At 71.3% G+C, this 25553-nt stretch carries 19 protein-coding genes; 2 read left to right on the top strand and 17 right to left on the bottom strand.

Annotation, left to right across the window (positions count from 1 at the left end; genetic code table 11):
- The first annotated feature begins 21 nt into the window (after window positions 1-21).
- A complete protein-coding gene (locus tag ACIO6U_RS21515; RefSeq protein ID WP_355332750.1) occupies window positions 22-243 on the top strand; it encodes a hypothetical protein in 222 nt (73 codons plus the stop codon).
- Window positions 244-267: 24 nt separating this feature from the next.
- On the opposite strand, the gene ACIO6U_RS21510 is transcribed toward ACIO6U_RS21515, so the two are convergent.
- From ACIO6U_RS21510 to ACIO6U_RS21465, 10 genes are all read right to left on the bottom strand, one after another.
- A complete protein-coding gene (locus ACIO6U_RS21510) occupies window positions 268-2550 on the bottom strand; it encodes an FAD-dependent oxidoreductase (RefSeq protein WP_401721327.1) in 2283 nt (760 codons plus the stop codon).
- Window positions 2551-2687: 137 nt separating this feature from the next.
- A complete protein-coding gene (locus tag ACIO6U_RS21505) occupies window positions 2688-4379 on the bottom strand; it encodes a right-handed parallel beta-helix repeat-containing protein (RefSeq protein WP_401721324.1) in 1692 nt (563 codons plus the stop codon).
- Window positions 4380-4696: 317 nt separating this feature from the next.
- Complete coding sequence (locus tag ACIO6U_RS21500; protein ID WP_401721321.1) at window positions 4697-6901, bottom strand: glycoside hydrolase family 3 N-terminal domain-containing protein; 2205 nt, start codon at window positions 6899-6901, stop codon at window positions 4697-4699.
- A complete protein-coding gene (locus tag ACIO6U_RS21495; protein WP_401306928.1) occupies window positions 6898-8499 on the bottom strand; it encodes an FAD-dependent oxidoreductase in 1602 nt (533 codons plus the stop codon). Before ACIO6U_RS21495 ends, ACIO6U_RS21500 begins: the two co-directional genes overlap by 4 nt.
- A 143-nt stretch (window positions 8500-8642) precedes the next feature.
- Entirely contained in the window at window positions 8643-9683 is a 1041-nt protein-coding gene (locus ACIO6U_RS21490) for a substrate-binding domain-containing protein (RefSeq protein WP_391046419.1), read from the bottom strand.
- The gene (locus ACIO6U_RS21485) at window positions 9683-10816 is read right to left on the bottom strand and encodes an ABC transporter ATP-binding protein (protein ID WP_401721318.1); all 1134 of its coding nucleotides are present in this window, start codon (window positions 10814-10816) and stop codon (window positions 9683-9685) included. The genes ACIO6U_RS21490 and ACIO6U_RS21485 overlap by 1 nt, the downstream gene beginning before the upstream one ends.
- On the bottom strand, window positions 10813-11871 hold the full coding sequence (locus tag ACIO6U_RS21480; RefSeq protein ID WP_401721315.1) for an ABC transporter ATP-binding protein: 1059 nt from the start codon (window positions 11869-11871) through the stop codon (window positions 10813-10815). Before ACIO6U_RS21480 ends, ACIO6U_RS21485 begins: the two co-directional genes overlap by 4 nt.
- Window positions 11871-12770, bottom strand: a complete 900-nt coding sequence (locus tag ACIO6U_RS21475; protein WP_401721313.1) for an ABC transporter permease — start codon at window positions 12768-12770, stop codon at window positions 11871-11873. The genes ACIO6U_RS21480 and ACIO6U_RS21475 overlap by 1 nt, the downstream gene beginning before the upstream one ends.
- A 6-nt stretch (window positions 12771-12776) precedes the next feature.
- Window positions 12777-13820, bottom strand: coding sequence for an ABC transporter permease subunit (locus ACIO6U_RS21470; RefSeq protein ID WP_391161381.1), 1044 nt, complete (start codon window positions 13818-13820; stop codon window positions 12777-12779).
- A 5-nt stretch (window positions 13821-13825) separates the two neighbouring features.
- Window positions 13826-15487, bottom strand: coding sequence for an ABC transporter substrate-binding protein (locus ACIO6U_RS21465; protein ID WP_401721310.1), 1662 nt, complete (start codon window positions 15485-15487; stop codon window positions 13826-13828).
- A gap of 695 nt (window positions 15488-16182) precedes the next feature.
- On the opposite strand from ACIO6U_RS21465, the gene ACIO6U_RS21460 reads away from it, so the two are divergent.
- Complete coding sequence (locus tag ACIO6U_RS21460; RefSeq protein ID WP_401721307.1) at window positions 16183-18204, top strand: beta-galactosidase; 2022 nt, start codon at window positions 16183-16185, stop codon at window positions 18202-18204.
- Window positions 18205-18348: 144 nt separating this feature from the next.
- Here the strand turns inward: ACIO6U_RS21460 and ACIO6U_RS21455 are convergent, their stop codons facing one another.
- The 7 genes from ACIO6U_RS21455 to ACIO6U_RS21425 form a co-directional block, all read right to left on the bottom strand.
- Complete coding sequence (locus ACIO6U_RS21455; RefSeq protein ID WP_401721613.1) at window positions 18349-20025, bottom strand: FAD-dependent oxidoreductase; 1677 nt, start codon at window positions 20023-20025, stop codon at window positions 18349-18351.
- 105 nt (window positions 20026-20130) lie between these two features.
- Window positions 20131-20394: a UBP-type zinc finger domain-containing protein gene (locus tag ACIO6U_RS21450; RefSeq protein WP_401306912.1), complete on the bottom strand. Its 264-nt coding sequence runs from the start codon at window positions 20392-20394 to the stop codon at window positions 20131-20133.
- Window positions 20394-20921, bottom strand: coding sequence for a thioredoxin (gene trxA / locus ACIO6U_RS21445; protein ID WP_355332781.1), 528 nt, complete (start codon window positions 20919-20921; stop codon window positions 20394-20396). The genes ACIO6U_RS21450 and trxA overlap by 1 nt, the downstream gene beginning before the upstream one ends.
- Window positions 20921-23545: an ATP-dependent chaperone ClpB gene (gene clpB, locus ACIO6U_RS21440; RefSeq protein WP_401721303.1), complete on the bottom strand. Its 2625-nt coding sequence runs from the start codon at window positions 23543-23545 to the stop codon at window positions 20921-20923. Before clpB ends, trxA begins: the two co-directional genes overlap by 1 nt.
- Complete coding sequence (locus tag ACIO6U_RS21435; RefSeq protein ID WP_355332787.1) at window positions 23536-23925, bottom strand: chaperone modulator CbpM; 390 nt, start codon at window positions 23923-23925, stop codon at window positions 23536-23538. Before ACIO6U_RS21435 ends, clpB begins: the two co-directional genes overlap by 10 nt.
- Complete coding sequence (locus ACIO6U_RS21430; RefSeq protein ID WP_355332789.1) at window positions 23922-24899, bottom strand: J domain-containing protein; 978 nt, start codon at window positions 24897-24899, stop codon at window positions 23922-23924. Before ACIO6U_RS21430 ends, ACIO6U_RS21435 begins: the two co-directional genes overlap by 4 nt.
- A gap of 7 nt (window positions 24900-24906) precedes the next feature.
- Window positions 24907-25551 (bottom strand): nucleotide exchange factor GrpE, encoded by a 645-nt coding sequence (locus ACIO6U_RS21425; protein ID WP_401721300.1) that lies wholly within the window; start codon window positions 25549-25551, stop codon window positions 24907-24909.
- Between the last annotated feature and the right edge of the window lie 2 nt (window positions 25552-25553).

Genomic DNA, 25553 nt, shown 5'->3' with positions numbered 1-25553 from the left:
GTGACCCAAGAGGTGACTTCGTTGGACATATTCGATGACGAGACCGGCTCGCCGCCCACCGGCGCACTGCCGATCGCGGACTACAAACATCTGCCCAAGCTCACGATCGAGGGGATCGTCCCCTCACTCCAGCGCGAAGAACTGGAAACGGTGCTGCGCTACGAGAACAGCCACCGCAACCGCACGCCGCTGATCCGCCTGCTGATGTCCCAACTCCGCGTCCTGCGGCACCGCGCGCGGTAGGACGTCGTCCTCCCCGCGGTGGCGTCACGACGGTGCCGCGTAGCAGCGGACGGCGAAGAGCGCGGCGGGGGCGGCGCCGTGCGTGGACACCACCTCGACGGACAGCTCGTCCGTTTCGAGGGGGGTGTCGAAGGTGAGGACGTTGTGGGTCTGGTGGTTGTCGGCGCGTTCTGCGACCACGCGGTCCCCGGCGCGGACGACGTAATCGCGGACGCAGAACGGCACCGCGCGCTCCTGGTGGTCCCACAGGACGGACTCCATGGCGTGGTCGGCGTCGGTGTCGAAGGTCAGGTGGAGGCGGCCGATGCGTCGGGGCTCCGGCCAGCGCAGGCGGACGGTGGGACGGCGGTCCTCGTACGCGGCGGCCCACGCGTTGGGCCGCGCCGTGGGCCGGTGGTGGCCGTTGCGGACGCCCTCCACGCTCCACGCCCTGAGCGGAGGGTCGATCGTCAGGGCGAAGTTGTGTCCGCCGGGGCGCCGTTCGGGGGTCCAGAACTCCACGCGCGGCTTGCCGACGGCGTCGTCCGCCTCCTGGGTGCCCGTGTGCCGGACCGCGAGCAGGCCGGTGACGCGCCGGGTGGTGGTCCGCACCGACACGTCGTCGTTGCGGATCAGCGTCAGGAAGACGTACCGCGGCCGGTCGACCGCCGCTTCGACGTCGACCTCGATCCGCTGCCCGGCGCCGGCGTCGAGACTGAACTCCCGCGCGGCCAGCACCACATCGGGGGTGTAGTCCTCCGGCCGGTTGCCGGTACGGAGCTCCACCCGCAAGGTGGTGGGCGCGGCCACGTCGACGGTCAGCGTCATCCTCGGCAGCTTTCCCGCGTTCAGCGGCAGCAGTTGGGCGCGCGAGTGGTCGAGCGGCGCCGCGGGACCGTCGTCGGGGAGCGACCCCACGGTCAGCTCGCTCGACGCGGTGAGCGCGGCCTGCCCGGCGAGGTCGTCCGGATCGTCGAGCCGCAGGTCGGGGATGTGCTGCCCGGCGCGCAGGAGTTCACGCTGAAGGGCGGCCATCCGGTCGGGTTTCGTCAGCTCCGCCGGGAGTACGCCGTCACGCGCGCACACGGCGGCGGCCATCCCGGCGGCCTGTCCGATCTGGGCGCAGGTGGCCATCACCCTGGTCGAGGCGAACGCGACGTGCGAGACGCTGATGATCCGGCCCGCCAGCAGCAGATTGCTCACGTCACGGCTGACCAGGCAGCGGTAGGGCACCTGGTAGACCCCGCGCGCGTGCAGGTGGTTGCTCCCGGCGTGCTCGCTGAACACGCCGTCGGCCGGGTGCAGGTCGAGGGACCATCCGCCGGAGGCGACGGCGTCGGCATGGGGGCGCTGGTCGACGATGTCCTGCTGGCGGAGCATGTACAGGCCCTCGAACCGGCGGCTCTCCCGCTTGCCGGGAATCAGCCCGGCCCACTCCAGCGTCAGGGTCTTCGCCTCGGGGAAGCCACCGGAGTTCTTCAGGTGGTTCCAGACGCCGTAGACCACCTTCCAGAGCTCCCACTTGATCTCCTCCGTGTCGTGCACGGTGTCGAGACGGCCGCCGTACTCGATCCACCACAGCCGGCAGCCCTGGACCGTGGTGTCGAAGCTGCGCCAGCGGGGGATCTCGGTGATGTCGTCGAGCGCGTAGCCGGGCGGCACGAAGGTCACCGGCCGTCCGACGTCCTTGCTGTAGAAGTAGATCGACTGGCCGAGCAGGCCGCCGTACGACTCCTCGGGCGCGAAGAGTTCGCCGAACTCCTCGGTGGACTCCGCGCCCATCCGGTAGGCGGCGCCGGCCAGGTAGCCGAGGACGCCGTCACCCGACGCGTCGCAGAACACCGGGGCCGTCAGCTCGTAGCGCGTGGAGTTCTGGGCGCAGAAGGCGCTCACCGAGGCGATCCGGTCGCCGTCCTTGGACACCGCCGTCGCCGCCGTGTTCAGCAGGAGGGTGATGCCCGGCTCGGCGACCGCCTTCTCCAGCAGCACGGTGTCGAACAGCACGGCGTTGCCCTCGGGGTTGCGGAACATGTTCTCCACGAGGATCTCGTCGAGCACGCCGCCCTCGCGCGACCAGCGGTTGTTGTTGAACATGTGCGCGGTGGCGCCCAGCACCCAGAGCCGTATCTCGCTGGAGGCGTTGCCGCCCAGCACGGGCCGGTCCTGGACCAGGACGACCCGCGCCCCGGCCCGCGCGGCGGTCACGGCCGCACACGTACCGGCCATTCCGCCGCCGACGATCACCAGGTCGGCGCTGAGCCGCTCGGTGCGGAAGTCCCGGCTGTCGCGGGCGGGTTCGGTGGTGAGGAGAGTGCGCGGTGCGGTCATGCCGTTTCAGCGCTCCTTAGGAATCTGCTGGTTGAGGTGGCGTCAGTTCGGGCCGTGCGATGGTCACTTCGCCGCGCCGGGGCGGCCCGCCGCTCATCGCGTGCGACGGGCCGCCCCGGCAGGTGCGGGCCAGGGTGCTAACCGGCGTCGGCGCCGATGTTGGGGGTGCCGGGGATCGCGTTCTGGTAGTAGTCCACGCCCCCGTTGCCGGAGACGGCGACTCCCGAACCCGCGGCCGGGGAACCGGAGGCGAGCGTGTACGCCTGCGGGCACGGCTGCGGTCCCGCGCCGGAGGACGGCGTCCAGGCGCAGGTGCCGCCGGTGCCGGGCGAGGTGAACAGCGGGTCGCCGAAGACCGGTCCGGTCTCCACTCCCGCGGCCTGCCACGCGGCGAAGGTGCTGTAGGTGGTGCCGCCCCAGCGCCAGGCCGGGGAGCTGGCCGCGTAGTACAGGTTGTGCGACAGGGTCATGCCGGTCTGGCCGTAGGCGTTGTAGTAGAACTGGCCGGGGTGACCGTACTGGTCCCTGTTGCCCATGTCGCAGATGTTGTCCGCGATCAGTGAGCCGCCGGCCCAGGTGCCCGCGCTGTAGCCGAAGTTGAAGCAGGCGCTGGCCGTGGACTTGGTGCTCTGGGCGACGTTGGTGAAGAAGGTGTTCCCGTAGACCGACAGCGCGTTCTTCGGCGCGTTGGGCACGACGGTCATCAGGCCGCCCTGGATCTTGGCCCAGTCGTCGTTCTCGGAGATGTTGTAGCGGTAGGTGTTGGGACCCCACACCTTGGAGTCGACGGTCGAGGTGTAGGCGAGCAGGCCGCTGCCGGCGTTGTGGTGGGTGTAGTTGTACTCGACCACCGAGTTCGTCGTGCCGCCGTCGAGGTCGATGCCGTCCCAGTCGCACCCGGCCGTGAACGCCGGGTACGGCTGCACGTTGTAGACCTCGTTGTACCTGATGGTGACGTTGTTCGAGGTGTACGTCTCGATGCCGCTCGCGCCGCCGCAGGAGGTCACGTTCGCGCCCACGTCGTGGATCACGTTGTGCTGGATCACCGCGCCGTCCCAGCCGTTGCCGGTGATGCCCGCACCCGTATCCTTCGCGGGCATGCCGAGGTTGTAGACCGTGTTGCCCTCGACCGTGACGTCGGTGATGTTCTCCCCGGAGCCCCAGCCGTAGATGCCGGGGCCGTCCGGTGAGGTCACGCTCGCGCCGTGCAGCTTGTTGTGACGGATCTGGACGTCGTTCAGGGGCCCGCTGTGCCCGTTGACCGCGTAGCCGAGGATCATGATCTCCCCGCCGAACGAGCTGCTGCTTCCGGCGGGTGTGGAGAATCCGGAGATGTCGGAGCCGGACACCGCCAGCCCCTGGGTGGCGGCCGTGCCGTTCTGGTTCTCCAGCAGGACGCCGGCCGCGGTCGTGGAGCCGTTGACCACTTTCAGTCCGGTCAACTGGAAGCCGCTGACGTTGTCGGCCGTCACGGCCGCCGAGTAGTCGCCGGTGCAGTTCGAGGAGAGGGTGGCCAGCCCGGTGCCGTAGGAGTTCACCACGAACGGCGTGGACGCGGACGACGAGGGCACGTTGACGGAGTTGAAGACCAGGCAGCCGGTGAAGGTCTGCCCGCCTTCGAAGGAGACGGAGCTTCCCTGGGGGAAGGTGGAGCCGTTGACCTTCGCGACGGTCTTCCACGCCTGGGCGGGTGACAGTCCGGTGTTGCTGTCGCTGCCGCTCGGCGAGACGTAGTACGTCGCCGTCGCGGCGTGTGCCGCGACCGTTGTGGCGGGCAGACAGCCGAGGACGACAGGTACGATCGCGAGTGTGAGCGCCTTTGCTCTCATGGTTCTCCCTCACTGCGTGCGTATGTCGACGCACAGGCACGCAGCCGATGAATCGTGGTGGGGGCATGCCTCGGCCAACCGCGTCCGGCGTGTACCGGCGCGGTGCCGGGCAGTCCGTGTGCGCTTCCGGGCCGCGACGTTCACGGCGTCGCGGACCCCGGATCCGGCTCCACGGGACCTCGTGCGCGCTCCTTTCCGTGGGTCGAGATGATGTGCCCGCGCGGGCGGTACGCCTCTGCGCGGAGGCTCTGGTCAGGTATCCCGATGGTCAGGCGGGCCGGAAGGCCGGGTATCGGGATGGTCGGGTATCGCTTTGGTCAGGTGATCCGGAAGGTCCGGCGCGCTTGGGTGCGCGAGCTGTTGCCGGTGTGGACGTGGATCTCGCCCGGCTCCACGGTGAAGACCCCGGCCGGGTCGTTCGTCCAGAAGCCGACGTCGTCGGCGCCGAGTGTGAAGCGGACCGTCCGCTCCTCCCCTGCGGCCAGCCGGACCCGGTCGAAGCCCCGCAGGCGGCGGACCGGCTGGGCGATGGCGGCCACGGGGTCCTGGACGTAGAGCTGGACGACCTCCTCCCCTTCGCGCTCGCCGGTGTTGCGGACGCGGACGGTGACCTCGACCGTCTCGCCCGCCAGGAGTTCGCGCACCGTGATCCGCTCGCGGCTGAGCGTCGGCTCGTCGAGGGCGAAGTCGGTGTAGCTCAGGCCGTGGCCGAAGGGGAATCGCGGGCCGTCCTGGACGTCGAGGTACTTCGAGACGTACTTCTCCTCCGGCACGGCCGGGTCGTACGGGCGGCCGGTGCGCTCGTGGTTGTAGTACAGCGGGACCTGGCCCACCGTCCGCGGAAAGGTCACGGGGAGCTTGCCGCCCGGGACGACGGCCCCGGTGAGCACGTCGGCGACGGCCGGGCCCGCCTCGATACCGGGGTGCCAGGCCATGACGACCGCCTGCACCTGGTCCGCCCAGTCCCCGATCGTCAACGGCCGCCCGCCCACGAGCACCACCACACACGGCGTGCCCGTCGCGGCGACCGCCCTGATCAACTCCTCCTGGCGGCCGGGAAGTCCCAGGTCGCTGCGGACCGCCGCCTCTCCGCTGATCTCGGAGGGCTCACCCACCACCAGGACGACGGCGTCGGCGGCCGAGGCCGTCGCGACGGCCTCCGGAAGGCCGGAGACGTCGGAGCCGTCCGCGGGGACGCCCGGGGCATGGGTGACAACCGCGTCCGGCAGGGCTTCGCGCAGGCTCCGCAGGACCGGGGCGGCCTCGGGCGCTCCGGGCAGCGCCCACGTCCCCAGCAGATCGCCGCTGTCCGCGAACGGGCCGAGGACGGCGAGCGTCCCGATGGCGGTCCCGTCCAGCGGCAGCGCTCCGCCGTCGTTCTTCAGCAGCACCACGCAGCGGCCCGCCACCTCGCGGGCGGCGGCCCGTGCGGCGGCGCTCGGGGCGGTGATCTCGGCGGACTCCTCGACGTACGGCCGCTCGAACAGACCGAGCCGCAGCTTCAGCCGCAGGACGCGGGCCACGGCGTCGTCCAGCCGCTCCTGGCTCAACTCGCCGCGCTCCAGCAGGGCCGGGCCGTGGTCGACGAAGGTGGTGGACACCATCTCCAGGTCCACACCCGCCGACAGCGCCAGCCGCCCGGCGTCGGCCTCGTCGGCCGCGCTGCCGTGCGCGATCAGCTCCTGGACCCCCGTCCAGTCGCTGACCACGACCCCGTCGAACCCCCAGCCGTCCTTCAGAACGCCGGTCAGCGTACGGGGGTTGGCGTGCGCGGGAACGCCGCTGACGGTGTTGAAGGCGGCCATGACGGTGGCCGCTCCCGCCGCGACGGCGGCCTCGAACGGCGGCAGGTAGAGGTTGCGCAGCCGCTGCTCGGAGACGTCCACGGTGTTGTAGTCGCGCCCGCCCTCGGCGCCGCCGTACGCCGCGAAGTGCTTGGCGCAGGCGGCCACCCGGTCCGGCGCGGACAGGTCGTCCCCCTGGTACCCGTGCACCTTGGCCACCGCGTAGCGCGCGGCCAGATACGGGTCCTCGCCGGGGCTCTCGGCGATCCTGCCCCACCGGGGCTCGTGGGTGACGTCCACCATCGGCGAGAACGTCCAGTGGACGCCGTTGGACCGGGCCTCGGCCGCCGAGACCTCGCCGTCGGTCCGCGTCACGGCCGGGTCGAAGGCCGCCGCCTGGGCCAGCGGAATGGGGAACGTGGTGTGGAATCCGTGGATCACGTCCAGGCCGAAGACCAGCGGAATGCCGAGCCGGGACTCCTCCACCGCGATGCGCTGAACGGCGTTGCTGTTCGCGGCGCCGACCACGTTGAGCACCGAGCCGAGCAGGCCCTTGCGCGCCGCGGCCTCGACCGCGCCGGTACTGCCCCCGCCGGGACCGGTGTTCCAGGCCCAGGCGAGCTGCTGCAACTGTCCGAACTTCTCCTCGACGGTCATCCGGCCGAGCAGGTCGGCGATACGGGTCTCGTGGTCGTCGGCGCGCGCCGGGTTCGGCATCGTGGGCTCTCCCTGGTTCATCGGTCCTCCGTCCGGGTCCTGACCGCCTCGGGCCAGGCCAGCGAAATGCCGAGGGTACGGCTCAGCAGCCTTTGGTAGTCGGCCAGTTGCGCCTGGTCGGACCGGACCTTGCGCGGCGGCAGCGCCCGGTCCAGGCAGAATCCGGCCAGAGCGCCGACGGCCTCGCCGATGGCCCACTCCACGGGGTGCAGGCGGTAGCAGCCGTTGGTGATGTGGGTGGTGCCGATGTTCTTGTTGGCGGGCAGCAGATTGTCGACCCGGACCGGGATCAGCGCGCCCAGCGGGATCTGGAACGGGTAGGAGTCGATGTCGATGTAGGTCCGGCCGGTGGTGGAGGGGTGCAGGTCGATGCGGTAGCTGCCGAGGCCGACGCTGTCGTGGAAGACCTCGCTGCCCGCGCCCTCGGGCCGCGCCTGGACTCCGACGTGCTGTTCGAGGACGGTGAACTCCGCCTTGATACGGCGGGATTCGCGGATGTACGGCGTCTTGGCCAGGCCGTCCGCGGTGCCGGTGACATCGGGGCGCGGGCGCAGGCCGGGGTAGCCGGTGCCGCCGTCGGGGCGCGGGGCCTCGGTCTGGAGCCAGTGCAGGAAGGACAGCGACAGGTCGCGGCTGGCGGCGAGGGCCGCCTGCCGGGCCTCGGCGCTCACACCGAGCAGCGGCGCCTCCCAGTAGTCGATCTGGGGCCAGTTGACGACGGTGAGGTCCGAGGCGAAGGCTCCGGGCGCGAACTGCTCGCGGGCCAGGACGCGCCGGAACTGCCACAGGTCGAAGTGCTCCCCCGCGCTCTGGTCGGCGCCCATCAGCGTCCAGGTGCGCTCTTCGAGAGTGATCGGAACGACGTCGGTGAGGGAGAGCTGCGGTCCCGGCCAGAAGGGCGCGGTGGTGGTGAGCCAGTGGTCGTAGGTGTCCGGCCGGTCGATGACGTGGTCCTCGCCCGGCCGGTGTTCCAGGGCGAAGCACCAGGACACGGCCTGCTGGTCGAGGGGGTCGGCGGTGTCGGGCGCGTGGGGCTCGCCGGTCTCGTCGCGGCCCTCGGCGCCGATGACGTGTTCCACACCGGCCAGTTCCAGCAGGTCGCCGAGTTCGGTGGCGTCCGCGACGTAGGAGGCGTGGACGGTGATCCGGCGGTCGTCGTGCCGTCCGGCCAGCGTGACCGCCTCGACGCGGTCGCCCTCGGTGTGCGCGGCGACGGGCTCGTACCCGGTCAGCACGGTGATCGCGCCGGAGGCCCGCCAGGGGGCCAGCATCTCCTCGATGACGGCCGCGCCCACCCGCGGTTCGTGACACATCCGGCTGACGATGCCGAGACCCGGATCGAGTCGGGGGTCCCGCGCCGCCCCGGGCGTGAGCGGGTAGTTGCGGCGGTAGTAGTCGCGCACGCGTCTGCGCAGGTCGGCGTAGCCGGGTGGGCAGGCGGGGCCTTCGATCCAGGGGTGCTCGTCGGGTGGCACGGCCTGGGCGGTGAGCTGCCCGCCGAGCCAGTCGGTGGGCTCGGTGAGCACCACCGTACGGCCGAGCCGCGCCGCCGTGAGCGCGGCCGCGACGCCGCCCAGCCCACCGCCGACCACGAGGATCTCTGTTCGTATCTCTGCCATGTGCCCAAGAACTCCTTGTCACCGGTCTCTGCCGGTCGGAACGGTCGGTTCCGGCTCGGTGGTCGTGCCGGGTGTCTTCAGGGCAGCCGTGATCGACGGACGCCGCCCGCTGTCGTGAGATGCGTGCTGTGCGGCCGCTCCTGTCAGCTCACCGCCGCGATGGTGGCGCCGGGGACCAGCGGGCACGGCACGAGGACGCTCTCGGCCCGCTTGCCGGGGTCGTCGAGCATCGCGTGCAGCTGGTCCACGGCGATCCGGCCGATCTCCTTGCGGGGGATCTCCAGCGAGGCCCACTGACCGGCGAGGTCCGCGGAAGCCCCTTCCAGTACGGCGACCGAGACGTCCTCGGGGATCTTGCGGCCCCGGCTCGCGAGGCCGTCACGCAGCGATTCCGCGAGCCGTACGCTCTCCACCACGACGGCGGTCGCGCCGCCGTCCGCCACCTCGTCCAGCCACGCCTGGTCGAGGTCGGCCGCGCCGAGGTGGCCAGGGGAGGTGTCCGTCAGCCCGAGCCGCGCGATGGCCTCGGCGTAGCCGGTGCGGCGGTCGGCGTACGGTTCCAGCTCCAGCCAGTCGCGCACGTAGCCGAACCGCCGGTGGCCGTGGTCCGCGAGGCGCTCGACGATCTGTCCGCTGGCCGACCGGTAGTCGGGGATGATCTGCGGGATCTCCGCGCCGGGCACCTCGCGGCGGCCGATGTGCACGAAGGTGTACCCCTCGTACCAGAGCCGGGCCAGCTCGCCGCGGTCGGTCGCCACACCGAGCAGGATGCTGCCGTCGGCCAGATTCAGCCGGTTCGTGCCGCCCCGGTAGATCTTGCGCTCGCCGTCGCCGCCGGCCCCGGTGGAGGTGAACAGCACCAGGTCGAAGCCGGTCTCCTCCGCGCGTTCCTCGATGCCGAGCAGGAACTCGAAGTAGAAGTCCTCGCGCGCGTGCGGGAAGACCCGCTCGAAGGTGTGCACGCCCAGCAGGTTGTTGCGCTGATTGCGCATCGCCCGGGCGGCGGGGTTGGCGACGTAGCCCAACTCCTTCACGGCGTCGAAGACCCGCCGCCGGGTCTCCTCCGAGATCCGCGCGGTCGCCGCGTCACCGCTGATCACCCGGGACACCGCCGACTGGGACACTCCGGCGAGCCGTGCCACGTCCGCCTGGTTGGGCGCCCTGCCGCGTCGTTGTCCTGTCATCACGCCCCCTGGAGTGCTTCCCGCCGGGCGGTGGTCGCCGCGGCGTGTGTCGTGCCGGCCATCACCCCGGCCCGGCCCTTGGCGTGCAGCCAGCACTTCGCCCAGTGGCCGTCGCCGAGGTCGGTGACCGGTGGGGCCTGCTCGGCGCACTCCTTCATCGCGAACGGGCAGCGGGGGTGGAAGCGGCAGCCCGCGGGCGGGTCGATCAGGCTGGGCGGCTCGCCCAGTTCGTCGGCGCCCGCGAAGAACGCCTCGCGGTCGCCGACACCGCGCTCGGGGTCGGGCGAGGACTCGATGAGCAGCTTGGTGTACGGGTGCTGGGGGGACGCGATGACGTCCTCCTTCGGTCCCGACTCCACCATCTGCCCTGCGTACATCACGGCGATCTCGTCGCACAGGTAGCGGGCGCTGGCGATGTCGTGCGTGATGTACAGCAGCGCCAGGCCGTCCTCGGCGCGCAGTCGCTGGAGCAGATTGAGCATCTCCAGCCGGATGGAGACGTCGAGCATGGAGATCGGCTCGTCCCCGAGCAGCACTTTGGGTTCCACGGCGAGCGCGCGGGCGATGACGACGCGCTGGCGCTGGCCCCCGGACAGCTCGTGCGGGAACTTCGCGGCGAATTCGGCGGCCGGGGTGAGGCTGACCTTCTCCAGCAGCAGCGTCATCCGCTGCTCGCGTTCGGCCGCGGACAGGTGCGGGTGGTGCAGCCGCAGCGCCCGGTCGAGGTTGTAGCGGACCCGGTGCATCGGGTTCAGGGAGCCGAAGGGGTCCTGGAAGATCATCTGGACCTCGGAGTGGTAGGCGCGCCGCCCCCGCCTGCTGCGGCTCACCGGCTCGCCGCGCAGCAGGATCTCGCCCCGCGTCGGTTCGTGGAAGCGGGCCAGCATCCGTGCGAGCGTGGTCTTCCCGCTGCCGCTCTCCCCCACCAGCGCCAGGATCTGACCGGGCTTCAGCCGGACCGTGGCGTCCTCGACCGCGCGGACGACGGAGGTACGGCCGAGCGCGCCGCGGGCGGTGAAGTGCTTGGAGACGTCCAGGGCCTCCAGTACATACGGCGGCGCTTCGTGCGCCGCGTCGGGCGTGCGGGCCTCTTCGTCCGGAGCGGACACGGCCTCGGTCATGTGCTCGCTCATCGGGTCTCGCCTCCGTTGTCGCCGTCGGTCTCGTTGAGCAGGCACGCCGCTTCGTGTCCCGGCCCGGGGCCCACCGGCAGCAGCAGCGGCAGCCGCTCGTCGCACCCGTCCGTCCGCCGCGCGCAGCGCGGGTGAAACGGGCAGCCCGACGGCAGTCGGCGCAGGTCGGAGGGTGTGCCGGGGATGCCGTGCAGATCGCGCAGCGGGGCGTGCAGCGGCGGGAAGGAGTCGCGCAGCCCCTGGGTGTAGGGGTGCTTGGGCGCCCCGTAGATGGCCGCGGCCTCGCCCACCTCGACGATGCGGCCCGCGTACATCACGGCGATACGGTCGGCCAGCTCCAGCAGCAGCGACAGGTCGTGGGTGACGAAGACGACGGCGAAGCCCAATTCCGCGCGCAGGCGCAGCACTTGGGCGAGGATCTGCCGCTGCATGACCACGTCGACGGCGGTCGTGGGCTCGTCCATCACCACCAGCTCCGGCCCGCAGGCCAGGGCCAGGGCGATGGCGGCGCGCTGACGCATTCCGCCGGACAACTGGTGCGGGTAATCGCGGATCCGGTCCTCGGAGATGCCGACCAGGCCGAGCAGTTCGGCCGCCCGCGCCCAGGCGGCCCGCTTGTTCAGCGCGCGGTCGTGGGCGCGCAGGACGTCGGCGAACTGGGCGCCGATGCGCATCACCGGGTTCAGCGCGTCCATCGCGGACTGGAGCACGATGGACAGGGCCGTCCACCGGTAGCGGCGCATCCGCTTGCCGTCGAGCGCGGCGAGGTCGACCGGTGGCGCGCCGTCCCTGCCGTGGAAGAGGATCTCGCCCGCGGTGGTGACGGCCGGCGGGCGCTGGAGCCGGGTCAGGGCGGTGATCAGCGTGGATTTCCCCGAGCCGGACTCTCCGGCGACGCCGAGGATCTCCCCTCGGCGCAGGGTGAAGGAGATGTCGGAGCAGGCGCGCACCGGATCGGCTCCGGTGGCGTATTCGACGGTCAGGCCGCGGACTTCGAGGACGGTCTGTCCCGCGGGGATCAGCGGCCGGTGCTTCGGCTCTGTGTGGACGGTCATCAGGCCGCGCCTCCCGTCCGCGCCAGTTGCCTGGTGCGCCGGGCGGACACCGGTCGGGCGACGCGCAGTTTGGGGTTGGCCAGTTCGTCGATGCCGAAGTTGACCAGCGCCGCCGCGGTGCCGATCAGGGCGATGCACAGGCCGGGCGGCACGAACCACCACCACAGGCCGCGCAGGACCGCGCTCTGCTGCTGCGCTCCCTGGATCATCGTCCCCCAACTGATCGACGAGGAGTCGGAGATGCCGAGGAAGGCCAGTCCCGCCTCGGCCATGACGGCGCCGATCATCGCGTGCAGGAACATCGACGCGATGAGGCCGGTCAGATGCGGCAGCACTTCGGCGAAGACCAGTCGGCGACCGCGCTCGCCGAGCATCCGCATGGCGCGTACGAAGTCGCGGTTGGCGATGCTCATGGCCTGGGCGCGCAGGGTGCGCGCGCCGCCCGACCAGCCGAAGAAGCCGATGATCAGGGCGATCGTGGTGAGCCCTGTGCCCTGGAGGTAACCGGCCACGATCATGATGAGCGGCAGCGTCGGCATGACGAGGAAGAGATTCGTCAGGAAGTTCAGGGCGCCGTCGATCTTGCCGCCGTAGAACCCGGCCGGTACGCCGACCAGGATCGCGATCGCCGTGCCGACCACCGCGCCGAGCACGCCGACGTACATCGAGCCGCGGGCACCGGCCACGACCTGGGCGAGCATGTCCTGCCCGTACTGGTTGGTGCCCAGCGGATGTCCGACGCCGGGCGACCGGGAGATGGCGGTGGTGTCGTTGGCGCGCGGGTCCAGGCCGAGCAGGCTGTGCGTCAGCCAGGGGCCGAACACGGCGAGCAGGAGGAAGAGGACGAGGATGCCCAGGCCGATGCGGACTTTCCAGCCGCGGAGGAAGAGGGTACGCACGGCCGGTCACCCCCCTTCTCTGATGCGCGGGTCGAGCAGCACGTACACGGAGTCCGCCAGGAGGTTGGCCAGCAGCACGGTGAGGGTGATGAGGAAGAACACGCCCTGCATCACCGGGTAGTCGCGCTGTTGGAGAGAGGTGTAGAGCAGATAGCCGATGCCCGGGTAGTTGAAGACGACCTCGGTGAGCAGGGCGCCGCCGACGACGTGGCCGAGTGCGAGGGTGAAGCCGGTGAAGTTCGGCAGGACCGCGTTGCGGGCGGCGTAGCGGAGCATCACCCGGCGGCCGGACAGGCCCTTGGCCTGGGCGAGCAGGACGTAGTCCTCACGGACCGTGGTGACGGTCATGTTGCGCATGCCCAGCAGCCAGCCGCCGAAGGCCGAGAAGACGATGGTCGCCGCCGGGAGCACTCCGTAGTGCAGCACGCTCAGGACGAACGACGGCGAGAAGCCGATCGTCAGGTCGGCGTCGTATCCGCCGGCCAGCGGGAACCAGTCCAGTTGGAAGGCGAAGAGCCACAGGCCGATCAGCGCCATCCAGAAGTAGGGGACCGCCGAGACGAAGGTGGTCAGCGGGCTGACGATCGTGTCGAACCGGCTGCCCGCCTTCCAGCCCGCCATCGCGCCGATGCCGGTGCCCAGGACGAACGCGATCACGGTGGTGACGCCGACCAGCAGCATCGTCCAGGGCAGGCCCTGCCGGAGCAGGCTGGTGACCGGGGTGGGGTAGTTGCTGATCGAGACGCCCAGATCGAGGTGCGCCAACTGGCTGAGGTAGTCCAGGTATTGGCGGCCGATACCGGCGTTCGGATTGCCGAACACCTTCTGGATGGACTCCATGGCGCTCGGCGACATCTGCTGACCGCTGACGGTCTGGAGCTTCTCGACGATCGCGGCCGACGGATCGCCGGGCATCATCCGGGGCAGGAAGAAGTTCAGGGTGATCGCCGACCAGGTGGCTGCCAGGTAGAAGCCCAGTCGGCGCAGCAGGAATCCCCAGCGGCGCGGAATCCGGAACCGGCCGGCCGCCGGTACGGCGGAGGCGGCGATCGCGGTCACGTGGTGGCCTGCTTCAAGTTGAGCAGGGTGAGGGTGGCGTCGGGACCGTTGCCGGGGAAGGGCACGTAGGAGAAGTGCTCGGGGGTGGGCCAGCCGCTCCAGCGCTTGGCGTTGATCAGGACGAACCAGTAGCTGTTGTAGATCGGGCTGTACGGCACCTGCTCGGCGACGATCCGTTGCAGCTTCTCGCCCGCGCTCTTGGTGACGGCCGGGTCGGCCGACGACAGCAGGTCGGTGATCGCGGCGTCGGTCGGCGCGTCCTTCCACCGGCCGAAGTTGGTGGCGGCCGTCTGCCCGAGCGGCCGCGACGCCCGGCTGCTCAGGGCGCTGTAGACACCGGCGACGCCCGCTCCGCCCGAGGTGCTGATGGTGAGGTCGAACTCGCCGGTCTGCTGCTGCTCGTAGAGGTTGGCGCCGGGCGCGCCGACCGACTTGACCTTGATCCCCAGGTGCTCCTGCCAACCGCGGACCATCATGTTCGCGTAGGGGTCCCACCCGAAGTCCTGGTTGAACGAGAGCTTCGGAGCGTAGGACTTGCCGTCCTTGACGAGCTTGCCGCCCTTGACCTCGTAGCCGCTGAGGGCGAGTTCCCTCTTGGCCGCCTCGGCGTCGACCTGCTGCACCTTGCCCCGGTACTCGGGCAGGATGACGTCCCCGTAGATCTGGTCCACCAGCCCCGTCGGGCCCGCCTCGGTGCCGGGGCGCTCCAGGGTGGTGACGATGTCCTTGCGGGGAATCGTCATCGCCAGCGCCCGCCGTACGTGGACGTTGTCGAAGGGCGCCTTCGCGGTGTTGTAGAAGAGGGAGTAGGCGCCGCCGGTCGCGTACTTCTGGTAGAGGTTGTGCCGGGGATCCTTGGCGGTGTACTCCTGCTCGCCGTTGCCCCAGGCCGCCAGCGCCCAGTCCACGTCGCCGCGCACCAACTGCGCGCGCAGGGCGTCTCCGTTGGTCGGAATGATCTTGATCTGCTTCACGGCGAACCGGCCGCCCCAGTAGTCGGTCCGCGCGCGCAGGGTGATCTGCTGGGGCGCGAACCGGTCCAGGGTGAAGGGGCCGGTGCCGACCGGGTCCGGGTTGGACCAGCTCTTGATGTTCTTGCCCTGCCAGATGTGCGCGGGCACCACCGGGACCTGGATGGAGGCGAGTTGGCTCAGCTCGCTGAAGGCGGCGTGCGGCCAGTGCACCGTGACGGTCGAGGAGTCCACCTTGGCGACGCGGTCGTACGTGGTGCCGCCGAGGTTGAAACTGGGGTCCTTCAGCGGGAGGTTCAGCGAGAAGAGCACGTCGTCGGCGGTCATGGGCTTGCCGTCGGAGAAGGTCACGTCCTCGCGCAGCTTCACGGTGAGCGTGGTGCCCGTCGGATCGAACTCCAGGCTCTTGGCCAGCCAGGGCTTGACCTTCGCGCCGTCGCTGTAGTCGACCCGCGCCAACGGCTCATAGATCATCTCGGCGTTGGGCGACTTCTGGATGGCGGGGCCGAAGACGTTGTAGTTGCGGATGAAGGTCGTCCCGCCGTCGGTCTTCCCGAAGACCAGCGCGCCCGAGCCCTTGCCCGCACCGCCCGTGGCGGCCGTACCGCTCTTGCAAGCGCTCGCCCCCAGCGGTATGGCGAGGGCCGCCCCGGCGGCGCGAGCGATAAAGGCTCTTCTGGTGGGCATGGCTGACTCCTGCTCCTCGTGAGTGGCGATACAGCGCACAAAAGGGGTGCACATACGTATGAGCACGAGTGGCTGAGCTGTCATGGCCTCTGCTTCTACGTATGATCCGGAAACGTACGCACGTTGCCGGGAGGGGTCAAGACGGTGACGGGAAGATTTTCCAGCCACCTCAACGGCACCTGGGACACGGCGGACCGGCTCCCCGGGACGTCACCCGGGGCCCTCCCGGCCACCGTCCCGTACGGCCGGCGGGCGCGCCGGGGATGACCGCCGACGGGCGTTGACACCCCTGGGTGATCGCTCTAAGTTGGCGCACCGGCCGACGCACTTCACCGGCGCCTGACGTCATGGCCAGGCAGCGCCGGCCGTGCTTTCACTCGCGTTCGGCGCCCGGACACGACGTGCGCCGCGCGTTTTCACGACGCTTTCCCCGGCGCCTTTCGCATTCCCTTCCAGGTGTCTCGTCCGCTCGCCGCCGGGCGCATTCGCCGCTCAATGCTGAGGGACGGGACACCCGGTACGCCCCTGACCCGAGCGGGGCCGGACCGGTGCCTCCACCGGCCCCGTTCGCCCACCGAGCCCTCGCGGGCCGTCACGCGCCCTCGCTCTCGTCCCCGTTCTCGTCGTTTCTCTCGTCCTCACTCGTCCTCGCATTCCCCACCCCTTTTCGTATTCCAGGATTCAGGAGCCCGCGCATGTCGCGACCCGACCGGCAGCATTCCGTCTGGGGCCGTGTTCCGCGCCCCGCATACGGCGCCGACTACAACCCCGAGCAGTGGGACGCGGCGACGTGGAAGGACGACGTCCGCCTGATGCGCGAGGCGGGGGTCAATCTGGTCTCGCTCGGCGTCTTCGCCTGGTCCTGGATCGAGCCCCGGCGGGACGCCTTCGACTTCTCCGGCCTCGACGAGGCCGTCGAGCTGCTGCACGCGTCGGGCATCGCCGTCGACCTGGCCACGCCGACGGCCGCTCCGCCCCTGTGGTTCTCGCACGCCCACCCGGAGTCGCTGCCCGTGACCGCCGACGGGCGGCGGCTGGCGCCCGGCTCGCGGCAGGCGTACTGCCCGTCGTCACCGCTCTACCGGGAGCGCGCCGCGATCGTCACCCGCCGCCTCGCCGAGCGCTACGGCGACCATCCCGCGGTGGTGATGTGGCACGTCAACAACGAGTACGCCAACGGCAACGCGCACTGCTGGTGCGAGGCCTCCGCGACGGCGTTCCGCACCTGGCTGCGCACCACGTACGGCGACGACCTGGACGCCCTCAACGACCGCTGGGGCACCGGCGTCTGGGGCATGACCTACAGCGACTGGAGCCAGGTGACCCCGCCGCGCACCAGTACCAGCCGCCTCCCGCCCGCCCTGTGGCTGGACTTCTACCGGTTCAGCGACGCCGAACACCTGGCCTGCTTCCGGGCCGAGCGCGACATCGTGCGCGCCCACTCCCCCGGCCGTCCGGTCACCACCAACTTCATGGCGAGCGCGCTGCGTTGGAGCGACTACTGGCGCTGGGCGCGGGAGGTCGACATCGTCTCCAACGACCACTACCTCGGGTCCGAGGATCCGCACCGCGCCGCCGAGCTCGCGTTCGCCGCCGACCTCACCCGCGGGCTGGCCGGCGGGCGGCCCTGGCTGCTCATGGAGCACTCCACCTCCGGGGTGCAGTGGCAGCTCCGCAACATCGCCAAAGTCCCGGGCGAGATGGCCCGCAACACCCTGACGCACCTCGCCCGCGGCGCCGACGGAACGCTGTTCTTCCAGTGGCGGCAGTCCGCGTACGGCCCGGAGAAATGGCACTCGGCGATGCTCCCGCACGGCGGCGAGGATACCCGGGTCCGGCGGGAGGCCAGCGCCCTCGGCAACGCCGTGTCGCGTCTGGCCGACGTCGCCGAGAGCACCTGCCCGCAGGCCCCGGTCGCGCTGCTCCTGGACTACGAGGCGATGTGGGCCCTGGAGCTGCCCGACCGGCCGAGCTCGGACCTGACTTGCGGCGACGCGCTCCGCACCTGGCACCGCGCGCTGTGGACCGCCGGTCTGGGCTGCGACATCGTTCCCGCCCCCGGTGCGCACCGGCTTCTGCTCGTGCCCTCGCTGTACGCGCTGTCCGCTTCGACGGCGCGCGCCCTGGAGGCGTACGTCGAAGGCGGCGGCCACCTGGTCGTCGGTCCCTTCAGCGGCGTGGTGGACCCCGACGACCGTGTCCATCCCGGGCCGTACCCCGGAGCGCTCCGCGATCTGCTCGGCCTGACCGTGGACGAGTACCTGCCGCTCACGGCCGGAGCCACCGTCGCCCTGGACGACGGCTCGACCGGGAACGTATGGGCCGAGCGGGTCGTCCCGGACGCCGGGACCGAGGTGGAGTGCCGCTTCGCCGACGGGCCCGCGGCCGGTGGCCCGGCGGTCCTGCGCCGCGGAAACGTCCGCTATCTCGCCACCCGCCCCGACGTCCCGTCCCTCCTGCGCCTGCTTCCCCGGTGGGCCGCGCAGGCCGGTTGCGCGCCCGCGCCCCGGGGGTCCGGCGACGGCGTGGAGGTCATCCGCAGAAGCGGGCCTTCCGGGGAGCGGTCCTGGCTCTTCGTCGTCAACCACACCGAGGCGACCACGCATGTGGCCGCCACGGGGACCGACCTCCTGTCCGGCGCCCGCGTGCCGGGAGTCGTCGCCGTTCCGGCGGGCGAGGTGGCGGTGGTGGAGGAAGGCGGTACGGGTCCTCGCTGACGTGTCCCCTTGCCAGGAGGTGCCGCGAGGTGCGGCGAGTCGCCGCGGGTCAGGTCCGAGCGGTCCGCGGCGGTCGAGGCCCGGGCCTGCCGTGTCACCCTCTCGCGGCGGGCATGGGCTGAGGTCAGCGGGCATGGGCTGAGGTCAGCGGACGGCGGGTGGCCCCACCTCACCGAGGTGCTCGTGCGCCAGGCGGACGGCCATGGCGCCCTCACCGACGGCGGAGGCGACCCGTTTGACCGAGCCGCTGCGGACGTCGCCGACGGCGAAGACGCCCGGCAGACCCGTCTCCAGGGCGAGCGGGGTGCGGGCGAGGGGATTCCAGAGGTCCGCTGTCAGGTGGACCACGTCCTGCCCGGTGGGAATGAAGCCGCGCCGGTCCAGGGTGACGGCGTCGGCGAGCCAGGACGTGGCGGGGCGCGCGCCGATGAACACGAACAGGGCGCGGACCGCCAGCGTCTGCTGTTCGCGGGTGCGGTTGTCCTCGACGACGAGGGATTCGACCCGGTCCTCGCCGGTCACCTCCCGGACTTCGGTATGCGGCCGGACATGGATCCGCGAGTGCCGCTCGATCCGGTCGATCAGGTAGCGGGACATGCTGTGTTCCAGGTCGTCGCCGCGGACCAGAAGGTGGACGGCGGGCGACTCGCGTGCCATGAACAGGGCCGCCTGACCGGCGGAGTTGCCGCCGCCGACGACGGCCACCGGATCGAGACGACAGGTCCGTGCCTCCCAGACGGTGGCGGCGTAGTGCACCCCGAGTCCTCTGAACCGCTCGACGCCGGGGGCGGTCAGCCGCCGGTAGCGCGCGCCGGTGGCCACCACGATGTTGGCGGCGGTGACCGTGCCGCCGTCGGCGAGCCGCACCACGCTGTTCCCGTCGCGCTGTTCGAGGCCGGTGGCCTCGGCGGGGACGTCGATCCGGGCGCCGAACCGATTGGCCTGTACGACGGCGCGTTCGGCGAGCTCCATGCCGGAGATCCCGGCGGGGAAACCGAGGTAGTTCTCGATCCGGGAGGAGGTGCCGGCCTGGCCGCCGGTCGCCACGGCGTCCAGCACGACGGTGGAGAGTCCCTCGGAGGCGCCGTACACCGCGGCGGCCAGGCCACCGGGTCCCGCGCCGACCACCACCAGGTCGCAGACGGCCTTCGCGGCGGTCCCGGCGCGCAGCCCGATGACCCGGGCGAGCGCGGCGTTGGAGGGATTGCGCAGCACCCGGTGGTCGTTCCAGACGACGATCGGGGTCTCCTGCGGAGCGATCCCCAGGCGCGTGAGCAGCGCCTCGGCCTCGGTGTCCTTCTCCAGATCGAACCAGCGGTGCGGGAGGCGGTTGCGGGCGGCGAACTCCAGCAGCCGCCGGGTGTCGGAGGAGAAGGCGGAGCCGATGATGCGGAAGCCCGTGCCCGCGCCGGCCAGCATCGTACGGCGCAGCAGGTAGGCGCGGAGGATCACGTCGCCGAGCGCGGGTTCGCGGCTGAGCAGATCGCGCAGGGCAGCCGAGCCCACCGCCAGGACCTCGCCCGGTGTTCTCACCACCGCGCTGACGAAGGCGGTCTGGCCCTCCAGCACGCCGAGTTCGCCGAGGAAGCTGTGCCGACCGTGCACCTGGACGACGTGCTCCTGGTCGCCTTGGCCTTCGACCACGGCCACCGTGCCGCTGAGGACGACGAAGAACTGTTCAGTGCGTTCGCCCGCCCGGAAGAGGTGTTCCCCCTCCCTGGCCTGCCGCACCTGTCCGGCGGGGTCCAGGAGCGCGATCTGGTCGTCCGTCAGCCGCGGGTAGGCGTCGTGAACGTCGGCGGTCGGGGTCAGGGGCGGCATCACGACGGTTCGCTTCCTTCGTCAGGAACAGCGGTGGACGCGTACGGCAGAGGAGGGGAACAGCGGCGGACGCGGTGTCGGAGGCGCCGTGCGAGCCCGCCCGGCTCAGACCATCGACTCGTGGACGAAACACCACCGCCAGTCCTCGCCGGGCTGGAACGACCGCACGATCGGGTGCCCGTCGGCTGCCGCGTGGGCACGGGCGTGCCGCATCGGCGAGGAGTCGCAGCATCCGACGTGGCCGCAGGTCAGGCACAGGCGCAGGTGCACCCACGGAGTCCCCATGCGCAGGCAGTCCTCGCAGCCCTGCGGTGTCCTGGGCGTCACGGGCCGGACCATGGACAGGTGCGGGTCGGGAAGAGTGGTCATCACGGCCTCCTGGTCGCGGGATCGGCCGGTCCGGGGGACGTCGACAGCGACTCGTTCACCCACTGGCGGAGCGCGTTCGCGGGCGCGGCGCCGGTCTGGCGGGCGACGGGCCTGCCGTGGTCGAGGATCAGCAGGGTGGGGACGGCCTGGACCTCGAACCGTCTGGCCAGGGCCGGTGACGTGTCGATGTCGACCTTCACGAGCTTGATCCGGCCGGCGAGGTCCTCGGCGACCTGTTCCAGGGCTGGGCTCACCATCCGGCAGGGGCCGCACCAGGTGGCCCACAGGTCGACCAGCACGGGCAGGCTCGCCTGCTCGGCGACCTCACCGAAGTCGGCGTCGCCCGCTTCGGCGATCCACGGCAGCGGCGCCCGGCAGTTTCCGCAGCGCGGACTGCCGCCCGCCGCGGCGGGTACGCGGTTGGTCCGGCCGCAGTTGGCGCAGACGACGGTCCGTACCCGGGCCTGCGCGCCAGTGGTGCCGTCACGGGCCGGGCGGTCGTCGCGGCCTTCCTGAGAGGTGCTCATCACGGCTCCTGCGGCTGGTCCTGGAGGGAGACGGTCAGTTCGCCGCCTGCGGCGTCGACCACGATGGTCACGCCTTCGCGTGCCTCGCCGCTGAGCAACGCCCGGCCGATCCTGGTCTCGACCTCGTGCGAGATGAAGCGGCGCAGCGGCCTGGCTCCGTAGACCGGGTCGTAGCCCTCGGCCGCGATCAGGTGGCGGGCCGGCTCGGTGAGGACGAGCGTGACGCGCTGTTCGGAGAGGCGGTCGCGCAGTTCGTCGAGGAGCAGGTCGACGATGCGCTCGATCTGCGCGATGCCGAGCGGGTGGAAGAGGACGATGTCGTCGACGCGGTTGAGGAACTCGGGGCGGAAATGACCGTTGAGTTCGGTCATCACCAGCGCCCGCGCCTCGGGCTTGATCTCGCCGGCCTGGGTGGCGTCCTGGAGCAGGTACTGCGACCCGAGGTTGGAGGTCATGATGATCACGGTGTTGCGGAAGTCGACGGTACGTCCCTGCGCGTCGGTGATCCGGCCGTCGTCCAGCACCTGGAGCAAGGTGTTGAAGACGTCGGCGTGCGCCTTCTCGATCTCGTCGAACAGGACGACGGAGTACGGCTTGCGGCGGACCGCCTCGGTGAGCTGGCCGCCCTCCTCGTAACCCACGTATCCGGGGGGCGCGCCGACCAGGCGGCTGACGGTGTGGCGTTCCTGGTACTCGCTCATGTCGAGGCGGATCATGTTGCTCTCGCTGTCGAACAGCGCCGCGGCCAGCGTCTTGGCCAGCTCGGTCTTCCCGACACCGGTCGGGCCGAGGAAGATGAAGGAGCCGATCGGCCGCCGCGGGTCGCGTACCCCGGAGCGGGCCCGTATCACCGCGTCGGCGACGAGCTGGACGGCCTCGTCCTGGCCCACGACCCGCTCGCGCAGGATCTCGTCCAGCTTGAGCAGCTTCTGCCGTTCACCCTCCTGAAGGCGGGTGACGGGGATACCGGTCCACGCCGAGACGATCTCGGCGATCTCCTCGGCGGTCACCACCTCGCGCAGCAGTCGGCTCTCGCCCTGCTTGTTGGCGAGCTGTTCCTCCTCGGCGGTCAGCCGGCGCTCCAGTTCGCTGACGGTTCCGTAGCGCAGCTGGGCGGCCCGGTTGAGGTCGTAGGCGCGTTCGGCCTGCTCGGCCTCCTGCCGGGCGCGTTCCAATTCCTGGCGCAGTTCCTGGACCTTGCGGATGGCCTGGCGCTCGGCCTCCCACTGGGCGTGCTTGGCGTCCACCTCACCGCGCAGGTCGGCCAGTTCGCGCCGCAGGTCCTCCAGGCGGGCGCGGCTGGCCGGGTCGGTCTCCTGGTCCAGCGCGGCCTCCTCGATCTCCAGTCGGGTCGCCCGCCGGGTGAGTTCGTCGAGTTCGGCGGGCATGGAGTCGATCTCGGTCCGCAGCCGGGCGCATGCCTCGTCGACCAGGTCGATGGCCTTGTCCGGGAGGAAGCGGTCGCTGATGTAGCGGTGGCTGAGGGTGGCCGCGGCGACCAGGGCGTTGTCCTGGATCTTGACGCCGTGGAAGATCTCCAGGCGCTCGCGGATGCCGCGCAGGATGGAGATGGCGTCCTCGACGGTCGGCTCGTCCACCTGGACGGTCTGGAAGCGGCGCTCCAGGGCGGCGTCGGACTCGATGTGCTTGCGGTACTCGTCCAGCGTGGTGGCCCCGATCATGTGCAGCTCGCCGCGGGCCAGCATCGGCTTGAGCATGTTGCCCGCGTCCATCGCGCCCTCGGCGGCGCCGGCCCCGACGACGGTGTGCAGCTCGTCCACGAACAGCAGGATCCGGCCCTCGGCGCCTTTGACCTCCGCCAGAACGGCCTTGAGGCGCTCCTCGAACTCGCCGCGGTACTTCGCCCCGGCCACCAGCGACCCCATGTCGAGCGAGAACACCGTCTTGTCCCGCAGCCCTTCCGGCACGTCGCCGCGCACGATCCGCTGGGCCAGACCCTCGACGATGGCGGTCTTGCCGACACCCGGTTCGCCGATCAGGACGGGGTTGTTCTTGCTCTTGCGGCTGAGGATCTGGATCACCCGGCGGATCTCGGCGTCCCGGCCGATCACCGGGTCGAGGCGGCCGGTGCGGGCCTCCACGACGAGGTCCCGCCCGTACTTCTCCAGGGCCTCGTAGGCGTCCTCAGGAGTGGCGGAGGTGACCCGTTGGTTCCCGCGCACCGTGGTGAGGGCGGTGAGGAAGGAGTCCTTGGTGACGCCCTGTTCGCCGAGCCGGCGGCCGGCCGCGCTGGTCGCCCCCTCGTCCACCAGTGCCAGCACCATGTGCTCGGTGGAGACGTACTCGTCCTTGAGCCGCTTGGCCTCCTGCTCGGCGCTGTCGAGCAGCCGGGCCAGCCGCTGAGTCACCATCACCTGGCCGGGGGCGGCGCCCGGACCCGTCGTGCGGGGGCGTTTGACGAGATCGGCCTCGACCGCGGCCCGCAGGGCGGCCGGGTCGGCACCGGCGTCGGCCAGCAGACGGGTGGTCAGGCCGTCGCGCTGATCGAGCAGGGCCAGCAGCAGGTGCTCCCCGTCGACCTCGGTGTGGCCCATACGGACCGCGGCGCTCTGTGCTTCCTGGAGCGCTTCCTGGGATTTCTGGGTGAGGCGATTCATGTCCATGGTGTGGGCTCCTTGGCGGCTCGTTCGCTGCGCCGCAGTGCGGTTTCCAGGCGTTCGATGCGGTCGAGCATGTCCAGGACGACGCCGATGGCCGCGTAGTTGAGACACAGTCCGTCCCGCAGCCGCTGCACTCGGGCGAGGGCCGACGGCGCGCTCGCCCGGAACCACAGCCGGCCCCGGGCGTCACGCTCGGCGTCGACAAGACCGAGAGCCACGAAACGCCTGACGAGTTCGGGCGGCAGTCCACTGCGGCCGGCCACCGCGGCCATGGAGAGCTGATAGGGGCTGGTACTGGTCCGGTAGACGCGCACCAGCGGATAGGCAGCCCTGGAGCCGGGCTGTCCGGCGCCTTCGGCGGGAGAACGGTGTTCGGCTCTCATGTCTGCTTCCTCGGGTCGAAGGAGGAGACCGCGGCCAGTTCCTCGAACAACTCACGTTCACGCGGGCTGGGCGAGGGCGGCACCATCACCTGGATTTCGGCGTAGAGGTGGCCCGGGGAACCTTTGGGGCGTGGCATCCCCTCGCCGCGCAGCCGCAACCGGCGGCCGGTGGAGGTACCGGGCGGCACATGCGCCTTGACCGTCCCGCCCGGACCGGAGACCGGCACCGTCGCCCCCAGCGCGGCCTCCCAGGCGGTGACCGGCAGATCGACGTGGACGTCGTGCCCGACGAGCCGGTAGCGGGGATGGCGGGCGATACGGACCACCAGATAGAGGTCCCCGGCGGAACCCGGGCCGCGGCCCCGGCCGCCCTCCCCCGCGAGCCGGATGCGCTGCCCGTCGACGACGCCCGCCGGGATGGTGACGTCGTAACTGCGCTCCCCGCCGGGCCCGCCGAGGGTGATCTTCCGTCGGCCGCCGCGGTACGCCTCCTCCACGCTGAGGGTGAGTTCGGCCTCCTGGTCCGCGCCGGGGATCGGGCTGCCCCGCCCGGCGCCGCGGGCCCGGCCGCCGAACACGCCTCCGAAGAGATCCTCGAAGTCCACGCCGGAGGCGTCGAAGTCGGACTCGGTCCAGGTCCGGGCGCCTGCCCGGCCGTCGCCTCGGGTGCCGGCGAAGGGACTGCCGCGGTACGCGCCGGCTCCGCCGCCGAAGCCCTGGCCGGCCGCGACGCGCTCGTCGTAGTCCTCCGGGATCTGCCGGAAGTCCGGGCCGAAACGGTCGTAGCGCGACCGGGTGCCGGGGTCGGAGAGCACGCTGTACGCCTCGTTGATCTGCTTGAAGCGCTCCTCGGCGGCCGGATCGCGGTTGACGTCCGGGTGGTAGCGGCGAGCCAGGGTACGGAACGCCTGCTGGATCTCGGCCGCGTCGGCGCCGCGCGGGACGCCGAGCACCTCGTAGTAGTCCTCTGCCATGGCGGCCTCACTCCTGCTTGCGGCTGACCGCTACCGCGGCCGGCCGCAGCTGGTGACCGGGGTCGCCGTAACCGGGCCGCAGCACCTGGACGACGGTGCCCGCAGGTGTGTCGGGTTCATCCACCACGGACACCACCTCGTGCTGCTCGGGGTGGAAGGGGACGCCGGTCTCCTCGTAGCGGGGGTAGCCGAGGCTTCGCAGCACCTCGACGGCCTGGTCGCGTACCGCCCGGACTCCGCTGACGATCGCGCCGCGGTCGTCGGCGCCCGCGTGGGCGAGGGCCAGTTCCAGGTTGTCGACGACCGGGAGGAACGCCGCGGCCACCTTGGCCCGCTCGGCCTCCCGTTCCCGGGGAAGCTCACGGGCGTAGCGCTTACGGAGATTGTCGAGGTCGGCGAGGGCTCGCCGCCACCGGTCCTCCAGCTCCTCCGCACCGGGGCCGCGGCGTGTGGATTCCGCCTCCCGCTCCCTGGCTTCCGGGGCCCGCGGGGGCGTCCGCGGTGCGGCACTCCGCTCGGGCGACGTCGGCTCGGGCGACGTCGGCTCGGGCGGCGTCCGCTCGGACTCGGGCGGCGTCGGCTCGGGCGACGTCGGCTCGGACTCGGGCGGGGAGCGGTCCTCGGCGGGACGCGTCTGTTCCTGGTCCGACATGT

The sequence above is a fragment of the Streptomyces sp. NPDC087422 genome (assembly GCF_044744145.1).
Taxonomy (GTDB): Bacteria; Actinomycetota; Actinomycetes; order Streptomycetales; family Streptomycetaceae; genus Actinacidiphila.
The sequence above is the reverse complement of the archived record's forward strand: the minus strand, read 5'-3'. Positions and strand labels throughout refer to the sequence as shown.

Excerpts from the sequence above, each read along its gene's own strand:
- ACIO6U_RS21510 (WP_401721327.1), bottom strand. The coding sequence starts at position 2,550 with ATGACCGCACCGCGCACTCTCCTCACCACCGAACCCGCCCGCGACAGC.
- ACIO6U_RS21505 (WP_401721324.1), bottom strand. The coding sequence starts at position 4,379 with ATGAGAGCAAAGGCGCTCACACTCGCGATCGTACCTGTCGTCCTCGGC.
- ACIO6U_RS21500 (WP_401721321.1), bottom strand. The coding sequence starts at position 6,901 with ATGAACCAGGGAGAGCCCACGATGCCGAACCCGGCGCGCGCCGACGAC.
- ACIO6U_RS21495 (WP_401306928.1), bottom strand. The coding sequence starts at position 8,499 with ATGGCAGAGATACGAACAGAGATCCTCGTGGTCGGCGGTGGGCTGGGC.
- ACIO6U_RS21490 (WP_391046419.1), bottom strand. The coding sequence starts at position 9,683 with ATGACAGGACAACGACGCGGCAGGGCGCCCAACCAGGCGGACGTGGCA.
- ACIO6U_RS21485 (WP_401721318.1), bottom strand. The coding sequence starts at position 10,816 with ATGAGCGAGCACATGACCGAGGCCGTGTCCGCTCCGGACGAAGAGGCC.
- ACIO6U_RS21480 (WP_401721315.1), bottom strand. The coding sequence starts at position 11,871 with ATGACCGTCCACACAGAGCCGAAGCACCGGCCGCTGATCCCCGCGGGA.
- ACIO6U_RS21465 (WP_401721310.1), bottom strand. The coding sequence starts at position 15,487 with ATGCCCACCAGAAGAGCCTTTATCGCTCGCGCCGCCGGGGCGGCCCTC.
- ACIO6U_RS21460 (WP_401721307.1), top strand. The coding sequence starts at position 16,183 with ATGTCGCGACCCGACCGGCAGCATTCCGTCTGGGGCCGTGTTCCGCGC.
- ACIO6U_RS21455 (WP_401721613.1), bottom strand. The coding sequence starts at position 20,025 with ATGCCGCCCCTGACCCCGACCGCCGACGTTCACGACGCCTACCCGCGG.
- ACIO6U_RS21450 (WP_401306912.1), bottom strand. The coding sequence starts at position 20,394 with ATGACCACTCTTCCCGACCCGCACCTGTCCATGGTCCGGCCCGTGACG.
- trxA (WP_355332781.1), bottom strand. The coding sequence starts at position 20,921 with ATGAGCACCTCTCAGGAAGGCCGCGACGACCGCCCGGCCCGTGACGGC.
- clpB (WP_401721303.1), bottom strand. The coding sequence starts at position 23,545 with ATGGACATGAATCGCCTCACCCAGAAATCCCAGGAAGCGCTCCAGGAA.
- ACIO6U_RS21435 (WP_355332787.1), bottom strand. The coding sequence starts at position 23,925 with ATGAGAGCCGAACACCGTTCTCCCGCCGAAGGCGCCGGACAGCCCGGC.
- ACIO6U_RS21430 (WP_355332789.1), bottom strand. The coding sequence starts at position 24,899 with ATGGCAGAGGACTACTACGAGGTGCTCGGCGTCCCGCGCGGCGCCGAC.
- ACIO6U_RS21425 (WP_401721300.1), bottom strand. The coding sequence starts at position 25,551 with ATGTCGGACCAGGAACAGACGCGTCCCGCCGAGGACCGCTCCCCGCCC.